The organism is Novipirellula caenicola (assembly GCF_039545035.1).
GTDB classification, from domain to species: domain Bacteria; phylum Planctomycetota; class Planctomycetia; order Pirellulales; family Pirellulaceae; genus Novipirellula; species Novipirellula caenicola.
The window spans coordinates 183,105-205,864 of sequence record NZ_BAABRO010000010.1 but is presented as its reverse complement, the minus strand read 5'-3'; the positions used below and the strand labels follow the sequence as shown (position 1 = coordinate 205,864).

Below are 22,760 nucleotides of genomic sequence, written 5' to 3'. Positions count from 1 at the left end.
CTCGAATTGAAGTTCACTTTTTCCAATCGAGCGTATGTTCGCGTTCTGCGAGCCAACCCGAGTGATCGCATGTCCCGAATCCTTGTCGTTGACGATGAACCGGCTGATCTAAATTTGGTTCGTCGTGCACTTGAAAAACAAGACTACGATGTCGCCACCGCCGACTGTGCAAGGGATGCACTGAGAAAACTTCGGCGAGAGTCGGTCGACGTCGCTGTGTTAGACGTAATGTTGCCTGATGAGGACGGATTGGATGTCCTGCAAAAGATTCGTGAGATCGACGAGCACTTGCCCGTGGTGTTTGTGACATCCGGTGGAGAGAGCAGCACTGCGATCCGAGCAATGAAGCTTGGCGCGTTGGACTATTTGCTAAAACCGATCAATGTCACCGAGCTTCGTAGCGTGGTGGGACGTGCGGTTGAAATCCGCAGGTTGACCGAATCGCCCGTCGAGATGAATGTCGACTGGCGATCAAGCGATATTCATTCGATCATTGGACGATGCCCCGCGATGCAGGAGGTTTACAAGTCGATTGGGATCGTCGCTGGCCAAGACGTAACCGTGCTTATCCGAGGTGAAAGCGGCACTGGGAAGGAGTTGGTGGCTAGAGCGTTGTACCAATACAGCGAGCGGGTGCAGGGACCGTTTCTCGCAGTAAACTGTGCCGCGATTCCCGAAGCGTTGCTAGAAAGCGAACTGTTTGGCCACGAAAAAGGGGCCTTCACCGGAGCGGACCGCAAACGAATCGGAAAGTTTGAACAATGCCGTGGTGGCACTTTGTTCTTGGATGAAATCGGGGATATGTCACCGGTATTGCAAAGCAAATTGCTACGCGTGCTGCAAGAAAAGCAGTTCGAGCGGGTTGGCGGCAACGAAACGATCCAAGCCGACGTGCGAGTCATCGCAGCGACGCATCGAAACTTGGAACAGATGGTCAGCGACGGCGAATTTCGAGCGGATTTGTACTATCGGCTGAATGGTTTCTCGATTCGTTTGCCGCCGCTCCGGGACCGCGGTAACGACCTTGATTTGTTGGTAGAGCATTTTCGACGTCATGCGAGCCGTGAATTCGATAAGGACGTTCATGTGGTGTCGCGTGACGCGATGCAAGTACTACGCGACTATTCATGGCCGGGCAACATCCGTGAGTTGCAGAATGCGATTCGTCAAGCAATTCTGAAGACTTCCGGACCGGCGTTGTTGCCCGACTTTTTGCCCTCGTTCGTCTTTACACGTGCCAAGCACGCAGCGGAAGAACAGCAAACAGATACAGATCCGCCGCATGAAGTCGACAGCATCGACGCCCGTGTGACCACGTCAGCGAATGGCGAGCCCGCCGAGAATGCCCCCGTTAACATCGTGACCGGTATTGCGGATAGCCAGCTCGATTTTGATTCGACTCATTTGTACGACGATGTGATCGGTGCGGTCGAACAACAGCTTGTTCGTGAGGTGCTCAAACGCACCGGGGGTGACAAGGTGGAAGCGGCACGACGATTGGGAATCAATCCCGCGTTGCTTCGCAGCCAAGCGGCGTTGGAACTGTTGGACCTAGCAGCATTGCAACATCAAGAGGACGACAAGCCACTGATCCGCCCCGGCATGACGCTGGCGGAAATTGAAACCGAAGCAATCCACCAGGCGTTGCAGCAGAGTGGCGGTTGTCGCAAAGCGGCCGCAAAACAATTAGGAATTAGCACTCGGACGATGCAACGCCGTGTCAAAGAGCTTGGGATCTAAGTCGATGTGGAGATAGCGTTGACTGTACGACACCACTTGGTTCGGTCGTCCGCCAACAACGGACTTATCGTGAGGGCAAACGCTAAACGCCAGACTGGCCGGGCCGCGGAGGAAGGGAGAGAGTCTACGTTGTGAGTAACAGATGATCCTCGGACGCGGCCACGGCCAATGCATCTGACATGACCGATGCTCGAAGACCTCCATGGAATCCGGCATCGGGACCGTATGCGGTGGGCACTGAAAATGGCGGAGACTACATATTAGACAGCAGTGCAACGAGTGTGCCAAATCGCTTACGCATTCCTACTGTCGGCGTTAACACTCATTTTGACGTTGGGTGGTGAATTATTGTCGCAATCGCGATGTCAAATTGGCACCATCGCGATTGGATATCACCGGTCACTGGCATTGCCCCCTTTACCCGATGACGACGATCTGCACGTCCCCTTCTTTACGCTCGACGTTCATGCCGACGTCGCGAGGATGGCGATGGAAGGCAAGATCGATCACCCCATCGCCGACTCGCAAGTTTTGAATTCGAACCCAGTTCAAAAAGTCGGGTAACCGTGGGTTCTCAAATTGAACTTGGGGTTTGGTCGGAGAGAACGTTAATCCGAGGATGCTTTGCAGCAACAGGAATGCAGCGCCGGTTGCCCAGGCTTGCGGCGAACAGGCGACCGGATAGAGCGTCGGCGCGTGTCCGGGCAATCGATCGAAACCGCAGAATAATTCGGGTAACCGATGTAGGTCATTGAAGAGCGACGCATCAAACAGTCCCGCGATCACTCGGGCGCACTCGTCGCGAAACCCGTAACGAGCCAAGCCTGCGGCGCACATCGCGGTATCATGCGGCCAGATCGAACCGTTGTGATAGGACATGGGGTTGTATCGGACTTCGCCCGCGCTGATGGTGCGGATTCCCCAACCATTGAACGCTCGTTCGTCGATCAACGTCGCGGCAACCGATGCGGCATGGTTTGGATCGACAATGCCACTAAACAGCAAATGCCCAGCGTTACTGTTTCGCACCTTGCACGGTTGTTTGTCGCCGTCCAGTGCGATCGCAAATGTGCCGATCGACGGAACCCAAAAGCGGGCATTGAATTCCTGTTTCAGCCGTTCTGCTTGTTCGCGAAGCTCTTTGGCCCAGCCAGGGTCCCCCAGGACATCCGCCAATTCAGCCGCTAGCAGTTTGGCTTCATAAACATAGCCTTGCACTTCGCTGACCGCGATTGCTCCTTTAGCGTCTCGCCCATCGCTGTGAAAGATGGAATCGTTACTATCTTTCCAGCATTGGTGTGTCAAACCACGTTCGTTGTGCGATTGGTATTCGACGAATCCATCGCCATCAACGTCGCCGTATTCGTCAATCCAATTCACCGCCCGTCGGATGTTGTTCCAGATAAAGTCGATGAATTCGCGATCCCCGGTACGACGGTAGTATTGTCCCGCCAAGATGACAAACAGAGGCGTAGCATCGACCGTTCCGTAGTAGCGTTTAAAGGGAACCTCGCCTAGTGCGGCCATCTCTCCATCACGCATCTCATGGACGATCTTTCCTGGCTCGGATTCGATGCTAGGGTCGACGTCGGTGGCTTGCGTCGCGGCTAGAAAACTCAATACGCCACGAGCCAACTTTGGACGCACCCAAAGCGTTTCCAGCGCCGTGATGATTCCATCGCGACCAAACGGCGTTGCGAACCAGGGGACTCCGGCATATGGGTAGCGACCATAGATGGTGTCCGAGACGAGCATGTCGAGGTCCGCATTGCTGCGGTTGAGCCACCCGTTGAATTCTTCGTTTGACGTAAAAATCTCAACGCGTTCGGCCTCGGTTTCACGAAGTCGGTTAGTCCATCCGGTGACCGCTTCGGCATGGTTTCGAGCAGGAATCTCTGGCTTTTTTACATACCCTGATTTTTCTGTCCGGCACTCTGCGGTCGCGTGTAGCGTGGTTTCATCGCCGGGTCCGAGCTGGATGTGTAGCACGCAGCGACGTGGTTCGATCGCTTCGACATCACCATCGAACGCAATGTGCACTTCTCGCTTTTGTTCATCCAATCCGCAATAAGCCAATTTGACCGCCGATGGGCTGACCTCGGCGTCAAGCAATTCACCCCGTCGCGATCGGTGTTCGCCCCTCACTTCGAATATGTCACGAAAATCCGCAGCGAATCGATACTCAATTTTCAATTCGATGGGGCTGCGTGAGTAATTCTTCAGGCATAAGTGTTCGTAGAACGTCCCCCCGTCAAGCAGCATGCTGCGGAAGACGTGCAGTGTACCTTGGGGAAGCACGTGATCGGTTTGCGCCAGTTCCGGCGTGGTCATCTGCACCACAAACGAGCTGTTGTCTTCTTTCATCGTCGAATTCAACAGCAAAGGGCGCTTGTCGTTGATCAGCAATTCCCAATTCGATAGAAACCGGGTGCCGAGATGATACACGCCTTGTTCGGACTCGCCCCTCCCACCGATTTCACCAAGTCGGTCAAAGATGGCGAACGTATCACCCTGTTTTAGGACTTGGCTGTCGGCAGGCGCGCGGTTGTTTTTGGCCTGAACATCCCAATCGGTCGTGTTGGTTTGGACTTTCGCTGGGGGCGTATTGCTCATGGTAGGGTAAGGCGTTGGATGGCGACCGCAGACGTCGAGGGTAAAGCCACGGCGTTGTGCAATGTCGACGTCTGCGGGACGCCACGGAACGAGTTACTGATATAGAAACGAGACACAGAATACTAGCCAGCTGACACCGCGGCCTCGGTGGTTTTCACGATCGCGTTTCGCGAAGGCATGCGAATCGATTCTTGTGGTTTGATCAGTTGTTCGTAAACGCTAACGTAACCCTTGGTCATCGATTCGACCGAGAAACGGTTTTGGAAGTAGATGCGACAAGCACGGCGGTTGATTTTGTCAATGTTGCGTGCTGCCTCGACCGCCTCGTCCACACTTTCGACAATGTACCCGCTGACACCATGCTTCATCACCTCGTCAACGCTTCCGTTGCGAAACGCGATCACGGGAGTTCCGCAGGCCATCGATTCGGTCATCACCAACCCAAATGGCTCAGGCCAATCGATGGGAAACAACAATGCCTTGGCACCGCCAAGCAATTTGTTTTTTCCACACTCGTTGACTTCGCCAATGTATTCGATCAATGGATGATCCAGATGGGGTTGGATCCGCTCCATGAAATACGGTTCATCCACTTTGTCGATCTTCGCCGCCATCTTTAGTTTGACGCCGAGTCGTTTGGCGATTTCGATTGCACGTTCAGGGCCTTTTTCTGGTGAGAACCGTCCGAGAAAGGCAAAGTATTCATTCGGATCCGGTGCGGGTTGGTAGTCATAGTTTTCGCCAGGCGTGCCATTGTAAACGGTTCCAACCCAGTTGGCGTTTTTGATCGGCGCCCGCTGCGAATCGCTGATCGAGACCACAGGCATATCCGGAAACTCGTCAAACACGACTTGAAAGTCAGGGAGATCAAGTCGCCCATGCAGCGTTGTCACATGCGGTGTGTCGAGGTAACGCATTACGCTAAAGTGACTGAAATCGGTGTGGAAGTGAATGATGTCAAATTTATCCGCCATACGTAGCACTTCCATCAATTGCCGCTGATGCCAAATGATCGGATCGCGTGGCACGCTGCTGCATCGTAGCGACTCGTTGACAACGGCAACATGGTCCGCGTTGGTCAGTGAGTCTCCGCTGGCAAAGAGAGTCACGTCATGTCCTTGGTTGACGAGTTCTTCGGTCAAGTAGTGGACGACTCGTTCGGTACCGCCGTACGTTTTGGGAGGTACGGTTTCAATCAAGGGGGCGACCTGAGCGATTCTCATCAGTTGGTTTCCTTTATAGACATCCTTTGAGATCGATAATCAGCCAGCCGTGTGAATTGGCGACCGAGTAACGACCACGGGCGCCAGAGGCCAAGCCGATAGAAACGGAAAATGAATCGCGACTGCGTATTGCAACCGTCGTACCAAAACACCGTAAAACTAGGGCTCAAAGCCAATCTGGCACGGCGCCGATCCCGACCGGACAACGCGTCCGCAGGTTGGGCCGGAGACACTGCGGCAAAGTGTCATCAAAGTTCGGTACGCCGAATGCACTTTCGTCCCGATGAAACCACAAAACGCCCCTTGTAACCCAACGGCGTTTTGCGACATCGCCGAACGAGGAGCATTTGAGATCATGAGGAAGCGAGATTTGCGATTGCAATGGGAAACGTTGACCCTGCAGTTAGAGAAGCAACTAGCATCGGTTTGTGAGCGGCTCGCAGGACAATGTGTCGATGCGGTGCGATTGTGCATCGAATTGGAATCGCAGCTTTGCCAATTTTGTGAGAAGCCACTGCCAACGACGGGGGCCGAAATGAACGCTCGCACTCGACAAGCCAATCGGCTGTTGAAACGCTGGCGGCGATTGACGCGACAAACCAATGCGGCGAGCTCGGCCGAGACCGGTTTGTCTGCCGGATTGTTACACTCCTCCGCCGCCAACAATCGATCTCGTCTCGGGTCCGCGGCATCAACGTAACGTGGTGCCACTGCGAGGTCGCATCCCCGTCTCCCGTGACCACGGGAAACGGGTGTTCAGCGTGCTTTCAAGCGAATCCAACTCAATCGTTCGCCCGTTCGGGATACGGGCTGGGTAACGCCATTAACACGTCTTGGGCCTCGTCGAACGTCTTGTATCGGACGTCGTCGATCAGCACGCCTCCCGCATCCATGGCTGCAGATTCAGCGGTCGATCCATTGGGGACGCCTGCGATGGTGTAACCGTCGTCGGTTTCGACAATAATATAGTCGTTCACTGGATTCTCTCCCTGTGTTGGTGAATCACTTCGAGAAACAATAACCTTGGATGGTCGAATCACACGATCGTGCAATCGGTAGCCCTGCTCGACCACTTCCAACACCGATCCGTCGGGATGTTTATCCGAATCCTTTTGCCCGATCACGCGATGTTGTTTTGGATCGAAGGGGCTCCATGACCCCGAGACTTCGCGTAGTCCATGTTTAGAGAGTGCGTCATAGAACTGATCGCGAACCAATTCGACCGACTCCATCAGCGCGTCAAAATCGCCGGAGTGTTGCCCCGATAGAATGGCCCGATCGAGATTGTCGAGCACTGGAAGCAAGTCGTGCATCAAATGGATGCCCGAATACTTCTTCTCCTCATTGAGTTCATTTCGGCTGCGATGACGATAGTCGTGAAACTCGGCGGTGGTGCGAGCGAGTTGGTCCTCACTCGCCGCTAATCTCTCGCGAAGTGGAAGGTTCGAGTGGTTCATGGGATTGCCTCCGCTACACAGGTATCGGCTCGCCAAGGCCGGCGATGCGACGCAGACGCCGACCGTGAAGGGCTGGCCTTGCCAAATTACTGCGGCAAGTGTCATGCCATGGTGACGTTTATCAGCGGAACTTGGCTTTTGTGTTTCGGTGGTACCCGTTGGCAACGCGTTGCGCTCGCACGAGCGAGCGAGTTAGCCGGAGATTTCGTCACACGTCATTTATCTCTGTACGAACAGCGGCTGGAGAAGGTTGCTGTAGCGACAGTTTGTCGGAAGTAGCGACATATTGGCACTCGAATGGCCGATCGAAAACGTGGTGGTTGCCTTGGCACGCGGGATGCTAGGAGGCATGCGAAATTGGCCGCTGTCGTGCGTGGTGATCGCTGAGAGCTCAGACGACGTCACCCCATGCCGCGAACTGCATTTCCCCCATCAGGAGACATCCGCCTATGAGCGACATGATCGAAGCGTCAGGTCTGTCGAAATTTTATGGTGAGTTTGCCGCCGCTCAGAACATCACCTTCTCGGTTCCCGCAGGTCAAGTTTGTGCGTTTCTTGGACCCAACGGCGCGGGTAAGTCCACAACGATGAAAATGTTGACGGGCTTCTTATCCCCCGACACAGGAACCGCACGCATTGGAGGATTCGATGTGCATAGTGACCGTATCGCCGCGGCAGAGCGTCTCGGTTACCTGCCTGAAAACGGGCCGTTGTACCCCGAGATGACGCCGAATTCATTTTTAAGATACGTTGGCGAAACCCGCATGCTTGGCGGCGGCGAATTGGAGGATCGTTTGGGTTGGGTTTGTCAGCAGTGTTCGCTCGGTGATGTATGGAAAAAAGCGATTGGCAAATTATCGCGGGGGTATCGCCAACGCGTCGGGATGGCTCAAGCGTTATTGCATGATCCCGATGTGCTGATTCTGGATGAACCCACCAGCGGGCTGGACCCCAATCAGGTTCATGGAGTTCGTCAGCTCATCGAGAGTCTTAGCGAAACCAAAACCGTCTTGTTGTCGACGCACATTCTGCAGGAAGTCCATGCGGTGTGCAGTCGCGTCGTGTTGATCAACGAAGGACGCTTGGTGTTCGATGGCCCCACTTCGGAACTTGGTCCTCACAGTGACGCAATGGAAGCGAAGTTCCGCGAATTGACGATCGCCGCGTGAGTGGCGGTTCCTTCACAGCCCGCATGAATACAACAAAACAACGAAGGAATTCGAAGATGCAACTGCGAAAAAGAGTCATTCAATCCATCTTTAAACGCAACTTTGCCAGCTATTTCTCTGGTGTCCTTGGTTACCTTTTCATTGTCGTCTTTGTGGTGTTGGGAGGTGCACTCGCGTTTAACGCGCGGTTCTTTACCGGCAACACTCCGTCGCTGGATCAATTGTCTCAGTGGTACCCGGTATTGCTGCTGTTTTTCATTCCCGCGGTCACCATGAGTGTGTGGGCCGAAGAGAAGAAGATGGGGACCGACGAATTGCTATTTACGATGCCCGCCAGCGAGAAAGAGATTCTGCTAGGAAAGTATGCTGCCGTTCTGGCCGTTTACAGCGTGGCACTGGTCTTCTCGATGGCTCACGTCATGGTATTGATGTTTCTTGGCAACCCCGATTGGGGACTGATTGCGACGACCTATTTCGGTTACTGGATCGCGGGGGCGGCGCTGCTCAGTGCCGGCATGCTCGCGTCGCTGCTGACATCGAACATGACGGTGGCATTTGTCGTCGGCATTTTGTTGTGTGGGATTCCGGTATTTATCGGCAACCTCGGCAATTTGCTGGGTTTGGGTGACACGCTGAACCAGTTTAGTCTGGCGGAACAGTTTCGTGATTTTGGTATGGGCGTCGTTCCGCTAACCGGGGTTTTGTATTTCGTCAGCTTGACGGTGTTGATGTTGTATTTGAACTACGTCGTCATGACCCGTCGACATTGGCAAACCAAACGCGAGCCTTCGATGGCGACGCAGTTCGCAATCCGAGCGGTCAGTGTCGCGGCCGTGCTGGGCTGTGCAACCGCGTGGGCTGGCTACAGCGCACTTCGCGTCGATGCCACGAGCCAGCGGCTATTCAGTCTTTCGCCAACCACAAAATCGATCCTCGCTAAACTTGAATCCGAACGCCCAATCGAGATCCAAGCGTTTCTAAGCCCCGAGGTGCCCCGCGAATACACCGAGACGCGAAAGCGCCTAGTCGGATTGCTGCGACAATTCGATGAGCTTGGAGGCAAGAATCTTGCGGTTCGTTATGTCGACGTCGAACCGTTCAGTCCGCAAGCCGAAGAAGCCGAGCACTTTGGGATCGAGCCGGTCCAAGTCATGACTGAGCGTGATGGGCGACGCAGCGAAGTCGACGTGTATCTCGGCGCCGTGGTGATCAGCAGCTATGACAAGGTGGTCGTTCCATTCTTTGGAAAGGGGTTGCCGATTGAATACGAGTTGACGCGATCGATCCAAACCGTGGCCAGCGAAGAACGACATACGGTTGGCGTGCTGAGTACCGATGCAGGATTGATGTCGGGCAGCGATTGGCAGATCGTAGAGGAGCTTCGCAAGCAATACGACGTCGAAGAGGTTTCGGCGTCGAGCGAGATCAACGCCGAAAAGTTTGATGTGCTGTTGGCGGTGATGCCTTCATCGTTGACGGAATCCGAAATGGACAATCTGGTCAACTACGCCAAAACCGGCAGTCCGCTGTTGGTTTTTGATGACCCGTTTCCGTTGACCCTAGGAAGCAACGGATTTGGTGTCACCGGAGCTCCGCGGCAACCAAAACGCGGGCACTCGTCGATGATGGGAGGCGGTTCGCCCAGCGAATCCAAAGCCGATGGCGGCAAAGCGACACGGTTACTCAATGCCCTCGGGCTTCGTTGGCAATACGATGCGGTCGTTTTTGACATGAACAACCCGCATCCTGAATTTGCAATGCTGCCTGCGGAATATGTCTTCGTCACTCGTCAGCAGACTGATTCGGAATCGTTTAATCGCGACGATGAAATCACGCGTGGGCTGCAAGAGTTGATTGCACTTTATCCAGGAGAAGTTCGCGCGGCAAACGATTCGGACACCCAATTTGAACCGCTTTTACAGACCGGTCGCGAGTCGGGTGTGTTGCGATGGGAGGAATTTGTGGACGACAGCGGTTTCAACATGTTTACGATGCAAGCGGCCGTCAATCCTCGGCAAAACCCATTCCGAGTGATCGATGCAAACACGCACACCATCGCCGCCAAAGTGACTCGGGAGGGTGACAATTCGGTCAATGCGATCTTTGTCGCGGATGTCGATATGATTTCCGATTTCTTCTTTCAAGAACGGAATCTCGGCAATTTGAGTATGAAGTTTGACAATGTTACCTTCGTTTTGAATGCCGTCGATTCGTTGGTCGGCGACACCTCCTTTCTAGAACTTCGCAGTCGTCGACCAGCTCATCGAACGCTGGTCCGTGTGGAAGAACAAAAACGCGAATTCCTTGAAGCAGCGAACGAAGCGGAACGCAAAGCGGACCAGGCTGCCGAAAAAGAGTTGGAGCTTCGTCGCGAACAATTGAGCAAGCGGGTCAAGGAGATCCAAGAGAACGAAGATTTGGATCCGATCGCCAAAGCTCAGATGTTACGACAGGCTCAAGAGGCCGAGCAGAAGCGAATGACGTTGGCCGAGGCACAGATCGAACAAGAAAAGAACGACCAAATCCGCAAGATCCGTGCGACCACAAACCGTCAAATCCGAAAATTGGAATCGAATATCCGGCTCTGGTCCGTTGGCCTGCCAGCAATCCCGGCGTTGGCACTTGGATTGTTCGTCTTTGTTCAACGTTCCAAAGACGAACGCAACAACGTCCTCGATTCGCGTCGCCGCGATCGATCGTCCGATGATTCCAACGTCCATTGATTCGAGCAGATAGTACGGTCGCTCACGACCGTCAACTCGCGAATTCCAGAAGCCAACCTTTCGTCATTTAGGGAAAAGTTTCGATGTCCACCATTACTCATAGTCAAAGTACCCCGAACGATAACGGCAAGCTCGGAGGGCATGCCGGAGACTCAATTCGTACCGCGTCTGAGTCGGTCAGTAAACGCTGGTCGACACTCGGCAGCGAATCTCGACGGACGGTGCTCTACGCGGTCGCAGGACTTGCGTGTTTGGCAGTCACCGCAGTGGTCGAATGGGCAAGCCGTCCAGCTGAAATTCGAGAATACGGGAAAGTGGGGCAGCCCTTCTTTCCCGATTTCACCGACCCAACCCGTGCGATGGCGCTGAACGTCGCGGTCATCGACAAGGAACAAGTGACTGCGCAAGAGTTCGCGGTGGAGCAGACACAGAATGGGCAATGGGTAATTCCCTCGCATCACAATTATCCTGCCGATGCGGAGGATCAACTAGCGAAAACTGCCAGCAGTGTGATCGGCATCACGCGGGGGGCAATGGTCAGCCGATGGGCATCAGATCATCCCCGCTACGGCGTTGTCGATCCCAAAGTCGATTCGCTCGGCGTCGATCAACTCGAAGGGATCGGAAAACGATTGACACTCCGCGGCGAGGGCAACGAGGTGCTGGCTGATTACATCATCGGTGATCCGGTCGAAGGAGAAGTGAACCAATATTACGTCCGCCACCCCGAAGAGGACGAAACCTATGTCGCGACGCTGGACATCGATCTGTCCACACGATTCCGCGAGTGGATCGACACCGATCTACTGGGGGTCAGCAGTTCCGATATCGTTCAACTGAGCTTGAACGATTATCAATTCGACGAACTCAATGCGACGGTGACGCAGCGGGATGTTACCACGCTTCGTCGCGAAAGTTCAGGCGAACCATGGCAGATGGCCGAAATCGACGACGCCGTTGCTGAGGTAGATCAAGATGCCGTGCGTGAAACGATCATCGCGATCGCCGGACTGAATATCGCCGGCGTGCGGCCAAAGCAGAAAGGGTTGACGCCGCAACTGCAGCTCGATCGCGAGGCGGTGGGATCGCAGCGCGACGTGGACCGGTTGCAATCCGACCTGCTTTCGCGAGGCTTTTTGTTGCAGCCGGCCAGCGATAGCGATCCAGACACCTTGAAGCTGATCGCTCGCGAGGGTGAGTTGTCCACGGCAACGAACGAAGGGCTGGTGTACAAACTGCACTTCGGTCGCGTCTTTACTGGCAGCGAAGAGGAATTGGAAATTGGCCTCACGAGTGCCTCGAGTGATGAAGACGACAAACAGTCCGAGGCTTCCGAGAAAACCGGCGACGCTTCCGACGAACAAGGCGAAGAGAGCGGTAATGGCGACGAGCAGCAGAAGGACAAGGAGAAGCCTGGGCGTTATGTCTTCGTCACCGTTGCATTTGACAAGCAGTATTTTGGAGATGAGCCGTCCAAACCAAGCGAACCCGAGAAGCCCGAAGCTTTAGAGCAGAAAGACTCGGCCAACTCGTCTGATGTGAACGAGTCCGAGGAGGCTGGGGCTGAAGTAGACGAGCAAGAGGCTGCGAAGCTTGAAGAACTCCGCAAGGAATACGAGAACCAGATGGACGAGTATCAATCGAAGCTGCGAGAGTTTGAATCCTATCAAGAGAAGGTGAAAGCGGGTAAAGAAAAGGCAGAGGAGCTGAATCACCGTTATGCTCAGTGGTACTACGTGATCCCAGGGGAACAGTACGATAAGCTTGCCCTGTCACGCAGTGACTTTATCAAAGCCAAAGAGGCATCCGAGGACGACGCGGCAGCAAATGAAGAATCCTGTGCGGTGACCGAAACGTCGAGCGATCCATCGGAAACCGAGGCCGCGACTGATTCCGAAACGGAGGCTACGGCCAAGCCCGAAACTGAAACTCAGGCTGCGGCTGAAACTGAACCGGAAGCTGCAACCGCGACGAAGACCGCTGATAGAACCGAAATGGAGTCCTCCGATTCGGAAGTGGATTCGAAACACGAAGCTACGCCGGACGCTGAAACCGTAACGAAAACGGAGTCCGCGACCGACGACTCAGCCGACGGTTCGTCTGCCCAAACGCTCAGCGAGTCCAGCGACGATGGATCAGCCGAAACTCCGTAGGGGATCGACATCAGATCGTCATCCCGCATTCATTGTGGCTCAGTCGCAATGACGCTATGACGTCTGAGGCGTGACGTTAATGCGATGGCAACGTCATCAAGTGGTTTCCCCGATCGCAATAACCCTCTCCCGCCCGGATTCCGCGGCGGGAGAGGGCATTTTGTTAGGGCATCGTGCCTTTCCGGCAGGTGCAATTCTGCTTGCGGTGCCAAATCATGACAGCCGATTCCATTGCTTGAAAGTACAATCGGACTGAGGTACTCGGGAGACACCGTTTTGTCCGATCGTCAGGTCATGAGCAACGCAGTTCAGGCCTGAGTTCCCGTGCCAAAATCGTCTGGCACGGCGGTTGCTATTTCGGATTTTTGCCGCTGGCGTTGTGCCAAATTGGCTGTGGCTCCGGAGCGGCAGGGCCACGAAAGTTGTGCAATGTCCAAGCGAACAATGGAGGGCATTTCATGGCGACTGCTACGAAATCAGAAGCAAATTCCAGTCTTAACCTGAAGCTAAAACCTCTTGCCGACCGCGTTGTCTGCCAACGTGACGAAGCGGACGAGATGACATCCGGCGGCATCGTGCTGCCCGATTCTGCAAAAGAGAAAGTCAACCAAGCGAAAGTGATTGCGGTTGGCCCCGGCAAACTCGATGACAACGGCACCTGTCATCCTCTCTCGGTCAAGCCAGGCGACCACGTTCTGCTGAGCAAGTACGGTGGCGACGAATTTGAAGTTGGCGAGATCAAATACACCATCGTCCGAGAGAGTGACATCTTGGCGGTCATCGAAGAGTAGGCAAGGGAATCAACTCGGAATAGGAAATCAACTATGTCAAAAATGATTGCTTTTGAACAAGAAGCCCGCGAATCGATGCGTCGCGGTGTTTACAAATTGGCCAAGACTGTCCGTAGCACACTTGGGCCGGGCGGGCACAATGTGATCATCCAAAAGAGTTACGGATCGCCCGTTGTCACTCGAGATGGCGTTACCGTTGCCAAAGAGATCGAACTCGAAGACCCCTATGAAAACATGGGGGCACGGATGGTCCGCGAAGTAGCTTCGAAGACCAACGATGTCGCCGGGGACGGAACGACGACGGCGACCGTGCTTGCCGAAGCGATTTTTAACGAAGGGTTGCGAGCCGTTGTGGCGGGGACCAATCCGATCGGCATGAAACGTGGCATCGAGCAAGCGGTCGAAGACATCGTCAGCAAGCTCAAATCGATGTCGACGCCGATCAAAGGCCGCAAAGAGATGGAACAGGTGGCTCGAATCAGTGGCAACCAAGATCCCAAGGTCGGCCAGATCGTTGCCGATGCGATGGACAAAGTCGGCAAGGACGGCGTCGTCACGATCGACGAAGGCAAGAGCCTCGAAACCGAAGTCAAATGGGTCGAGGGGATGCAGTTTGACAAAGGCTACCTGTCGCCCTATTTCGTCACCTCGCCTGACACGATGGAGTGTGTGCTCGAAGAACCCTATGTGCTGATCCATGAAAAGAAGATCAGCAACCTGCGTGACTTCGTGCCGCTGCTAGAAAAAGTTGCCAAAGCAGGCAAACCGCTGCTCATCATTGCTGAAGATGTCGACGGCGAAGCCTTAGCAACGCTGGTGGTGAACCGTTTGCGGGGAACCTTCGTTGCCGCCGCGGTGAAAGCACCTGGCTATGGCGACCGCCGTAAAGCAATGATGGAAGACATGGCCATTTTGACCGGTGGCAAAGCGTTCTTTGAAAGCTTAGGGGTGAAGCTCGAGAACATCGAACTTGCCGACCTTGGGCGTGCCAAGAAGGTCATCATCGACAAGGAAAACACAACGATCATCGAGGGTGCCGGCAAGACTGAGGATATTCACGCTCGCATCAAGCAGATCGAGACGGAGTATGACAAGTCGACCAGCGAATACGATCGCGAAAAGTTGCAAGAACGCAAAGCGAAACTGGTGGGCGGCGTGGCCAAGATCAGCGTCGGTGGCGCGACCGAAGCCGAAGTCAAAGAAAAGAAGATGCGTTACGAAGACGCGCTGTCCGCAACGCGTGCCGCAGTCGAAGAGGGCATCCTGCCCGGTGGCGGCGTGGCACTCGTGCGAGCGGCCAGCCAGTGTGACGCATCAAAACTAAATGACGATGAACGTGCCGGATACAACATCGTGCTAAGAGCATGTCGAGCGCCGATGACTTGGATTGCCGAGAATGCGGGTCAAGACGGATCGTTGGTGTGCGAGAAAGTGGCTGCCGAGCAAGGCAACTACGGCTACAACGCTGCCACGAACACCTATGAAGATCTGGTGGAATGCGGCGTCATCGACCCCACCAAAGTGGTCCGCACGGCACTCGAAAACGCGTCGAGTGTCTCGACGTTGCTGCTAACCAGTGATGCATTGATTGCAGACAAGCCCAAGGCGGAAACGAAGTCAGCCAAGGGGCACGGCGGCGACTATGACATGTACTAGTCGCTGTTGAGTTGCGATTGCTCCGCTTACTCCTGCGTTCGCCGTCGTTGCCTGCTTGGGCATCGGCGGCTTTTTTTGTTTCCAAGTTGGGGCGACATGAAACACGATTGGACGTTTGGGGGGCAGGCCAGAGAGCTGCTCGTTCTCGATCGTTGCAGTCACGTGATCTTCGTCTCAGATTATTGTCTCAGCGGTTCGTTGCGTCCCGTCTGCCGCAGTGTCAGACGAGGTCCGCTCACGAGAATACGAGCTTGTGCGGCAGCAACGGCCTGACTGTATAGAGTCGTGAGCCACTCTATAGCCTTTTCCGATGAATGCTGTGCAGCCAGTGGAGTGGCAGGTTGACTTGCGCCGATCCCTCTTTTAGCATGGCAGCTAGGGCGGTTTCTGCAACGTTAGTGTGGATGCACCCATTCGCCCTATTTCTATCTGCATTTTATCGATCGTCTTTTTTACACGTAGGCTATTTCGCATGAGACGCCCCCTGTTTCGTCCGCAACAGAGAATTTCACTCATTTCGTTTGTCGTTGTCTTGATGTGCTTGTCGCACAGCGGATGCGGAGGAGATACAGCGACATCACCGAGTTCGGATGAGTTGTCGGAGTATGTTTCCGAAAACCCGCACGACTTCGATAGTGGTGCCACGCTGGACAACGGCAACACCACTGAATAGCCGATACGCCGTGCGGTCGTTTTAAGAGTCTTTTTATCCGCAGGCATATGCCTCGGTTCTTTTTTGCCATTAATCAGAGGTCTGATGGATGCTACGTTCAAAGCAAACACGAGGTTTTACCCTCGTCGAACTATTGGTTGTGATTGCAATTATCGGTGTCTTGGTAGGCCTGCTGCTGCCTGCGGTTCAAGCCGCACGGGAAGCAGCTCGGCGGATGAGTTGCAGCAACAATTTCAAGCAGATTGGGCTTGCACTTCACAACTACCATGCCGCCTACAACCAGTTGCCGGCACACTCCAGAGGAACGACCAATACGGCTAACTCTGGCTCGCCAAATCCAGCGCTGCGTCGGGATGGCGGAGGAGGACACAATCGCAACGAACTAAGTTGGTTGCCAGGATTGACGCCATTCTTTGAGCAACAAGCACTTTGGGAACAGATTAGTAATCCGATGGATTCCGATGGCAATGGCGTTGTCGATTTCCAAGCGATGGGCCCCGATCCGCGAATGAACATCTCCGACCATGGTGCGGCCGGAAATCGATACTCGCCTTGGTTGACGAATATCCCTTCGCTTCGTTGCCCTAGTGATCCAGGCGAGGGGCTACCCGCTCAAGGTCGAACCAACTATGCGGCGTGTTTGGGCGACTCGACACATCACATGCATGTAGGGAATCAGGATGACCGAGCGGTTTCGCCAAGCACCGGGTGGTATACCGCCGAGCGTGCGGCGTGTCGCGGCGTCTTTGTCGCCAGCCGGTCGACGAAATTCAGTGAGATTTTGGACGGTTTGGCAAACACGATTGCCGCGGGTGAAATTTGTACCGATTTAGGTGATCGCGATGCACGAACTTGGCCCGCGGACGCTCCCGGCAGCATCATGGCCAGCTCGAGCGATCCGACCGGACCGAACAATGCGTTGGAGTGTCGTCCAATGCTCGATCCACAACGTCCGCAGTTTTGGGTCAACGGAGCTCCGTTCGTTTCTTCGCCTGCCGTCACCGGACCTGATGCGGAAATGGCACGCGGTTACAAGTGGGCATATGGTCGACCATTGTTCAGTGCGATGAACACCATCCTTCCTCCGAATTCGGAGATTTGCATGCAGGATAACCGACATAACGAGGGAGTGCTTCCGCCAAGCAGCCGCCACCAGGGCGGTGTCCATGTGCTGATGGCCGACGGCGCGGTAAAATTCATTACTGATTCCATCGAAGCCGGGAACTCAAAGGCTCCTCCTGTTCGCCACGACGGCTGGGTCATCAACCCCGCTGGATCCAAAAGTCCTTATGGTCTTTGGGGAGCACTTGGGACTCGGGCCAATAAAGAACTGATCGACGGCGAGTTTTAATACTCAATGTCATAGAGGCTTTCTCACGCGTTCTGAGATGTCCTTGGAAAAACTAAGCGAGTAGACCGAGTCTGATTGACTCGCTACTTGCGGCAGGGGGATGTCCGCAATGTTTGGATGCTCCGGCGAATCGGATTCGCCGAACAGATTAGGCCAACAGTTCTTTGATGACCGATCCGCCGAATTGCGACAACTGTTTGTGGCGACCGGCGTGGTAGTAGGTCAGTTGGTTATCGTCCAAACCCAGCAGATGTAACAGTGTGACATGGACGTCGCGGATGTGATGGACACACTCGACCGCCTCGCCGCCAATTTCATCGGTTGCGCCGACCGTGTGTCCGGCGCGAGTGCCGCCGCCAGCGAACCACATCGTCATTGCTTTGGCATTGTGGTCACGACCATACGATTGGCCGCCGCCGCGAAGGCCGTTGTCGGGGGTGCGTCCGAATTCGCCACACCAAACCACCAGCGTGTCCTCGAGCATACCGCGTTGTTTCAAATCGCGAAGCAGTGCCGCGATCGGTTTATCGACGCTGCGAATCAGCGATCCATGGGCCTTTTGGATATAGTCGTGGCTATCCCAATTGCCCGCGTAGGCCTGCACAAAACGAACGCCCTTTTCGACCAAGCGGCGGGCAAGTAAACATTTACGTCCAAAGTCGTCGGTTTTGGCATCACCGATCCCATAAGCTGCTAGCGTTCGTGCGGATTCTCCGTCGAGATCGATCACGCCGGGAACCTCGGTCTGCATCGAGTAGGCCAGTTCGTAGCTGTCCATGCGGGCCGCCAAATCGCTACGTCCGGGCCGCGCGGCCAAATGCTGTTGATTCAGTTGGGCCAGTAAGTCGAGATTCTCGCGTTGCCGATCCTGCGTGATCTCGTCGACGGGAGAGAGATCCAAAATGGGGCTGCCTGAGGATCGAAGCGGAGTGCCTTGAAACTTGGCGGGCAGGAATCCGTTGGACCAATTCCCCGCTCCCCCTTGCGGATAACTCGTTCGCGGAAGTACGACGAAACCAGGTAAGTTCTCGTTGGGAGATCCCAATCCATAAGTGACCCAGGAACCGACGGCGGGGTCGCCGCCAAATTGATTTCCGGTGTTCAGTTGGTAGCAAGCCGTGGGATGGTTGACCGATTCGACTTGCGCGCCCCGATAGAAACAAATCTCGTCCACCATTTCCCGTAAGTGCACCCAAGGGGAGGAGATGTCGGCTCCGCACTGGCCCGCTTTGACAAAGTCGAAGGGACTTTTGACAAAGTAGCGTTTGCCGGAGGACATTGCACTTTCCATCTCACCACTGCGGGTGAACGCTTTCAAGTGCTGTTTCGCCAACTCGGGTTTGGGATCAAAGGTGTCCAGATGTGACGGACCGCCTTCCATCATTAAAAAGATACATCGCTTGGCTTTCGCTGCATGGTGTGGCAATGATTCATTTCCATGAACCATCGACGCAAAAGCGATCGATCCTAGCCCTGTACCAAGTCCGAACAACGTGTCGCGGCGATTTGGTTTGACAATGGTATGATTCATGATTCACTGCCGTGCAAGGCGTAGTACAGGCTGCCAGCCTGTTGTGTGTGTTGTAGTACGGGCTGCTAACCTGTTTTGTATTCTTTCCTGCAGGCTTACAGCCTGCACTACGAGGGGCGACTCAGTCCAAATACGAAAACTCGTTCGTGTTGAGGATGACCAACAAGACATGGGCCAAGCCACGAGTGTTAGCGTCGACGTCGGCCGGCCCAAGGTCCGGCACGTAGGTTTTGTAAGCGGGGAGGATCTCTTCAAAGCGATAGGGCTCGCCGGTCTTTTCAGCCATCACCGTGCGTGTAATGCGATCGGCAAAGATTGGACGCTCGTAGGTCTTGCTCGACTCTTCATCGCGGGCTGATTGCCAATGGGCTAGACAGAGAGCGAGTTCGCGGTCGTTCGGTTCGCGGGCAACGGCCAATTCGAAGGCACGACGCAGCGTGGCTTCGTCGTTTACCAGTTCCGCAGTGATCAAACGATTAGCGAAGGCGATTGCCCGGTCAAAAACCTCCTGCGAGTTGAGCAACGTTAACGCTTGTGGTGCCACGGTAGACGTTTCACGCAGTTCACAGGATTTGTCTGGCCCCGGTTGATTGAACGTTTCCATGAATGGGTCTCGCAGACCACGAATGCGCTCGGCATACAGGGTACGGCGGTTTCGCTGCTGCGGCATCGGATCGGGTTCGTAAACCGATGCGGCGCCTCCCATGATCTGTCGCGGTTGAAACGCGACCTCGAGATTGATGTCAGGGCGACAGGGGATTCCGCCGACGGTTCGTTCGAGTTCACCGCTGACCGAAAGCATAGCGTCACGCAGTTCCTCCGCCGTCAACCGTCGTGGTTGAAAGGTTGCATAGAGCTGATTCAGCGGATCCTTTTCTTGCAGTTGATCGGGATCCGGGTGCCGGCTGTCGCGGCGGTAGGCAGCGGAAGTGACAATCAGGTGATTCAATTTCTTGATCGAGCCTCCGTTGTCCATGAACCACGCTGCCAAATGGTCCAGCAATTCAGGATGGGAGGGGAATCCACCGGTTCCGCCAAAGTTGTTCGGATTTGCCGCGATGCCTTTGCCGAAATGCCACGACCACACGCGATTGACAATGACTCGGGCCGTAAGCGGGTTTGTCGGATCGACAATCCAATCGGCCAATGCTCGACGGCGATCGCCTTTGCCGCTGGGGAATTCGACCGCATTCATTTGCCCGAGCGACTCGGCTGCACTGAGGGCACCCGGGGTGACGACGTCGCCGGTCGCGTACACGTCTCCGCCGCTGTGGATGACATCCTGTTCAATTTCGCCTTTCTTCCAGCGATCGTCGGGCAGGTCGATTCGCCCGCTAATGTTCTTTCGTGAAATGGTTGCTCCGGTGTAAACGGATAACGCCATTGGTTCGCTGCGATCACGCTCGATGCCATGTCGCGAGATGTTTTTGGAGATCCGAGCCAGCGAGGCTTCGTCACCAGGATCCAGCCCGTTGTCGCCAACCTTGGCGTTGCCAGATTCCTGTCGTTTTCGCCGCTGGATCTTTGCCGAAAGCTGTTTCCTCTGTGTCTCGTACGCAGCAATTTTGGCATCAACCCATTGCGAATCCGCCGCGAACCCTTGTTGGTTCTCTTGGTCCAGAAATGCCGCCTCTCGCTCAGCAAACTGAGTGGTCGAGAAGACTGCCATCATGCGGTAGTAGTCACGCGTCGGCACCGGATCGAATTTGTGATCATGACATTTGCAGCACGACATCGAATGCGCGAGGAAGGTTTGCCCCACCGTGTCAGTCACATCGTCCAACCATTGTCCGCGAGTTTCCTTGAACACACTCATGCCGGTTTGTTCCCAAGGCCCCATGCGTAGGAAGCCGGTCGCGATCAAGTTTTCGGCGTTGGTTTCATCGATCTCGTCGCCGGCGATCTGCTGACGCACGAATTGGTTGTACGGTTTGTCCTCATTGAACGAGCGAACGACATAGTCACGGTACCGCCATGCGTTAGGGCGGCTGTAATCGTTCGCGAAGCCGGCGGTATCGGCATAGCGGACGACGTCAAGCCAATGCATCGCAAAGTGTTCACCGTAGTGCGGCGATGCCATCCACCGTGCCGCGTAGCTGGCGACCGCGGCATCCGAATCCGCTTGATAGTCCGCTACGAACCGCTTGACCTCGGCAGGAGTGGGGGGCAATCCGGTCAGCCCAAAGCGGAGTCGGCGAACCAGTGTTGCGGCATCCGCAGGCGGTGCCGGTGTGACATCGTGTTCGGCCAGTTTTTTGTTGATAAACCAGTCGACCGGATGGTGACCGTCCGGTACGTCCTGTTTTTCGATTGGACGGTACGCCCACAATTGTTCCGGTGCATAACGTCGGTTTTGCCACGCGTCGGAGAGGGCACGCGAAACCAGGACTTGTTCGCCTTCGGCATACGCTTGTTGAATCTGTTTAACCCGATCGTCACTTGGCCACGGAGCCCCGGCGTCAATCCAATCACGAATGAACCACTGCTGTTGCTCGGACAGTTGATCCGCCTGTTTCGGCGGCATCTCATAGTCTTCGATTTGCCGCGTCGTGCTGAGGTACAGGATGCTGTGTTGCCCATCGCCAGTTAGCACCACATCGGTGTCGAACGAATCGCCGCCTGCTAGCACGCCGTCGCGTGATCGCAGATCCAAACCACCTTCGATTCGGTCCGGATCTTGGCCATGACAAGCAAGACATTTTTCCTCTAGCAGCGGTTTCACGTGCAGGGCAAACAGCTTTTCGTCCTCGCTAACACTGTCCATCTCCTCAGCCAACACTGCGGTGGCTGTGAAAAGGAAAAACGCGAGGAGGAAAATGGTTTTCATAAGTAGTACAGGCTGCCAGCCTGTTAGTTTTAGAAATAGCGTGTCTAATGCAGGCTGGCAGCCTGCACTACTACGTTGTGGGTAACCAAGCGGTGGTGTCGCCATCGATTAGGAATCGATCATGGCACGAGCACCACGGCCAATCTTCATGTCGTGACACCAATCCCGCGGTCACGGGATTGGCTCGGATGTAGTTCGTGATTCGTTCAAGTTCATCGTCATTGCGTGCCCAATGGTCGTAGGACTCGGGTTGCCAGAACGTCCCTGTCCGTTTCAGTACCCGGTTTGCCTTGTTTGCAGTATAGCTCTTCAAGCTGTGCATGATTTTTGAGAGCGGACTTACGGCGTCAGCACGCTCGCCAACAACCATCTCGGCATCTGCATCAAGTGAAGGTGAAACTTCCACTGGGGTTGGCGTTAACAGGACGTGCACGTGATTCGGCATCACGCAGTAGGCATGTAAGTGGCACTTGCTTTCGTCATGGTGATAAAGGTTTTCGCGTAACATCGACGCAATGCGTGGGTTACGAAGCCAATCAAGGTTCGATAGCTGATCAAGGTATTTTTCATACGCGACAAACAGTAGTCGGTTGACGTGGCTACGATATTCGCCAGGCGGACGATCGGTTGGTTTGGCGAGTAATTGATCTCTGCGTTTGTTCAGATCGTGAACGACAGCGACCGGCAGACTTCCTGCAAGCCGATAGGTAACGAAGTGGGCAGCGCCGGAGACGTACCAGTGTGGCAACGATCGCTTGTGGATCAGTTCGATGGCCGGGGCTCCCGTCGTAGCACAGGCTGCCAGCCTGTTCATATGATAAAAATGTGTTTCTCATGCAGGCTGGCAGCCTGC

At 54.8% G+C, this 22,760-nt stretch carries 15 protein-coding genes; 9 read left to right on the top strand and 6 right to left on the bottom strand.

The genetic code is table 11. The features are described from left to right. The first annotated feature begins 69 nt into the window (after positions 1–69). Positions 70–1,740 (top strand): sigma 54-interacting transcriptional regulator, encoded by a 1,671-nt coding sequence (locus ABEA92_RS18990; protein ID WP_345685430.1) that lies wholly within the window; start codon positions 70–72, stop codon positions 1,738–1,740. Between the two features lie 417 nt (positions 1,741–2,157). Here the strand turns inward: ABEA92_RS18990 and ABEA92_RS18985 are convergent, their stop codons facing one another. Together ABEA92_RS18985 and ABEA92_RS18980 are read right to left on the bottom strand one after the other, a co-directional pair. Continuing rightward, entirely contained in the window at positions 2,158–4,353 is a 2,196-nt protein-coding gene (locus tag ABEA92_RS18985) for an amylo-alpha-1,6-glucosidase (RefSeq protein WP_345685429.1), read from the bottom strand. A gap of 122 nt (positions 4,354–4,475) precedes the next feature. Next, a complete protein-coding gene (locus ABEA92_RS18980) occupies positions 4,476–5,576 on the bottom strand; it encodes a glycosyltransferase family 4 protein (protein WP_345685428.1) in 1,101 nt (366 codons plus the stop codon). Between the two features lie 283 nt (positions 5,577–5,859). Between ABEA92_RS18980 and ABEA92_RS18975 the strand changes: the two genes are divergently transcribed. After that, positions 5,860–6,276: a hypothetical protein gene (locus tag ABEA92_RS18975; RefSeq protein ID WP_345685427.1), complete on the top strand. Its 417-nt coding sequence runs from the start codon at positions 5,860–5,862 to the stop codon at positions 6,274–6,276. An 82-nt stretch (positions 6,277–6,358) separates the two neighbouring features. Here ABEA92_RS18975 and ABEA92_RS18970 read toward each other — a convergent pair whose 3' ends face one another. Continuing rightward, positions 6,359–7,033 (bottom strand): nucleotide exchange factor GrpE, encoded by a 675-nt coding sequence (locus ABEA92_RS18970; RefSeq protein ID WP_345685426.1) that lies wholly within the window; start codon positions 7,031–7,033, stop codon positions 6,359–6,361. Positions 7,034–7,482: 449 nt separating this feature from the next. On the opposite strand from ABEA92_RS18970, the gene ABEA92_RS18965 reads away from it, so the two are divergent. The 7 genes from ABEA92_RS18965 (at position 7,483) to ABEA92_RS18935 (ending at position 17,549) form a co-directional block, all read left to right on the top strand. Then, positions 7,483–8,202: an ABC transporter ATP-binding protein gene (locus ABEA92_RS18965; protein ID WP_345685425.1), complete on the top strand. Its 720-nt coding sequence runs from the start codon at positions 7,483–7,485 to the stop codon at positions 8,200–8,202. Between the two features lie 56 nt (positions 8,203–8,258). Next, positions 8,259–10,925 carry a Gldg family protein gene (locus tag ABEA92_RS18960; RefSeq protein WP_345685424.1) on the top strand — a complete coding sequence of 889 codons (2,667 nt, stop codon included), beginning with the start codon at positions 8,259–8,261 and terminating at the stop codon, positions 10,923–10,925. 83 nt (positions 10,926–11,008) lie between these two features. Then, positions 11,009–13,078: a DUF4340 domain-containing protein gene (locus tag ABEA92_RS18955; protein WP_345685423.1), complete on the top strand. Its 2,070-nt coding sequence runs from the start codon at positions 11,009–11,011 to the stop codon at positions 13,076–13,078. 458 nt (positions 13,079–13,536) lie between these two features. Further along, the gene (locus ABEA92_RS18950) at positions 13,537–13,869 is read left to right on the top strand and encodes a co-chaperone GroES (RefSeq protein WP_345685422.1); all 333 of its coding nucleotides are present in this window, start codon (positions 13,537–13,539) and stop codon (positions 13,867–13,869) included. Positions 13,870–13,902: 33 nt separating this feature from the next. Continuing rightward, entirely contained in the window at positions 13,903–15,525 is a 1,623-nt protein-coding gene (gene groL, locus ABEA92_RS18945; protein WP_345685421.1) for a chaperonin GroEL, read from the top strand. A gap of 472 nt (positions 15,526–15,997) precedes the next feature. Continuing rightward, complete coding sequence (locus tag ABEA92_RS18940; protein ID WP_345685420.1) at positions 15,998–16,198, top strand: hypothetical protein; 201 nt, start codon at positions 15,998–16,000, stop codon at positions 16,196–16,198. 88 nt (positions 16,199–16,286) lie between these two features. Beyond that, positions 16,287–17,549, top strand: a complete 1,263-nt coding sequence (locus ABEA92_RS18935; protein WP_345685419.1) for a DUF1559 family PulG-like putative transporter — start codon at positions 16,287–16,289, stop codon at positions 17,547–17,549. 148 nt (positions 17,550–17,697) lie between these two features. Here ABEA92_RS18935 and ABEA92_RS18930 read toward each other — a convergent pair whose 3' ends face one another. The 3 genes from ABEA92_RS18930 to ABEA92_RS18920 all read right to left on the bottom strand — a co-directional run bounded on the left by ABEA92_RS18930 (position 17,698) and on the right by ABEA92_RS18920 (position 22,721). Next, positions 17,698–19,080: a DUF1501 domain-containing protein gene (locus tag ABEA92_RS18930; protein ID WP_345685418.1), complete on the bottom strand. Its 1,383-nt coding sequence runs from the start codon at positions 19,078–19,080 to the stop codon at positions 17,698–17,700. 121 nt (positions 19,081–19,201) lie between these two features. Beyond that, complete coding sequence (locus ABEA92_RS18925) at positions 19,202–21,907, bottom strand: PSD1 and planctomycete cytochrome C domain-containing protein (RefSeq protein ID WP_345685417.1); 2,706 nt, start codon at positions 21,905–21,907, stop codon at positions 19,202–19,204. A gap of 70 nt (positions 21,908–21,977) precedes the next feature. Further along, positions 21,978–22,721, bottom strand: a complete 744-nt coding sequence (locus ABEA92_RS18920) for a transposase (protein WP_345685416.1) — start codon at positions 22,719–22,721, stop codon at positions 21,978–21,980. Positions 22,722–22,760 lie beyond the last annotated feature (39 nt).

What these genes read in the sequence shown, in the direction of transcription:
- ABEA92_RS18950 (WP_345685422.1), top strand. Translation starts at nt 13,537, where the DNA reads ATGGCGACTGCTACGAAATCAGAAGCAAATTCCAGTCTTAACCTGAAG.
- groL (WP_345685421.1), top strand. Translation starts at nt 13,903, where the DNA reads ATGTCAAAAATGATTGCTTTTGAACAAGAAGCCCGCGAATCGATGCGT.
- ABEA92_RS18920 (WP_345685416.1), bottom strand. Translation starts at nt 22,721, where the DNA reads ATGAACAGGCTGGCAGCCTGTGCTACGACGGGAGCCCCGGCCATCGAA.
- ABEA92_RS18975 (WP_345685427.1), top strand. Translation starts at nt 5,860, where the DNA reads ATGAAACCACAAAACGCCCCTTGTAACCCAACGGCGTTTTGCGACATC.
- ABEA92_RS18930 (WP_345685418.1), bottom strand. Translation starts at nt 19,080, where the DNA reads ATGAATCATACCATTGTCAAACCAAATCGCCGCGACACGTTGTTCGGA.
- ABEA92_RS18955 (WP_345685423.1), top strand. Translation starts at nt 11,009, where the DNA reads ATGTCCACCATTACTCATAGTCAAAGTACCCCGAACGATAACGGCAAG.
- ABEA92_RS18980 (WP_345685428.1), bottom strand. Translation starts at nt 5,576, where the DNA reads ATGAGAATCGCTCAGGTCGCCCCCTTGATTGAAACCGTACCTCCCAAA.
- ABEA92_RS18965 (WP_345685425.1), top strand. Translation starts at nt 7,483, where the DNA reads ATGAGCGACATGATCGAAGCGTCAGGTCTGTCGAAATTTTATGGTGAG.
- ABEA92_RS18990 (WP_345685430.1), top strand. Translation starts at nt 70, where the DNA reads ATGTCCCGAATCCTTGTCGTTGACGATGAACCGGCTGATCTAAATTTG.
- ABEA92_RS18940 (WP_345685420.1), top strand. Translation starts at nt 15,998, where the DNA reads ATGAGACGCCCCCTGTTTCGTCCGCAACAGAGAATTTCACTCATTTCG.
- ABEA92_RS18960 (WP_345685424.1), top strand. Translation starts at nt 8,259, where the DNA reads ATGCAACTGCGAAAAAGAGTCATTCAATCCATCTTTAAACGCAACTTT.
- ABEA92_RS18925 (WP_345685417.1), bottom strand. Translation starts at nt 21,907, where the DNA reads ATGAAAACCATTTTCCTCCTCGCGTTTTTCCTTTTCACAGCCACCGCA.
- ABEA92_RS18935 (WP_345685419.1), top strand. Translation starts at nt 16,287, where the DNA reads ATGCTACGTTCAAAGCAAACACGAGGTTTTACCCTCGTCGAACTATTG.
- ABEA92_RS18985 (WP_345685429.1), bottom strand. Translation starts at nt 4,353, where the DNA reads ATGAGCAATACGCCCCCAGCGAAAGTCCAAACCAACACGACCGATTGG.
- ABEA92_RS18970 (WP_345685426.1), bottom strand. Translation starts at nt 7,033, where the DNA reads ATGAACCACTCGAACCTTCCACTTCGCGAGAGATTAGCGGCGAGTGAG.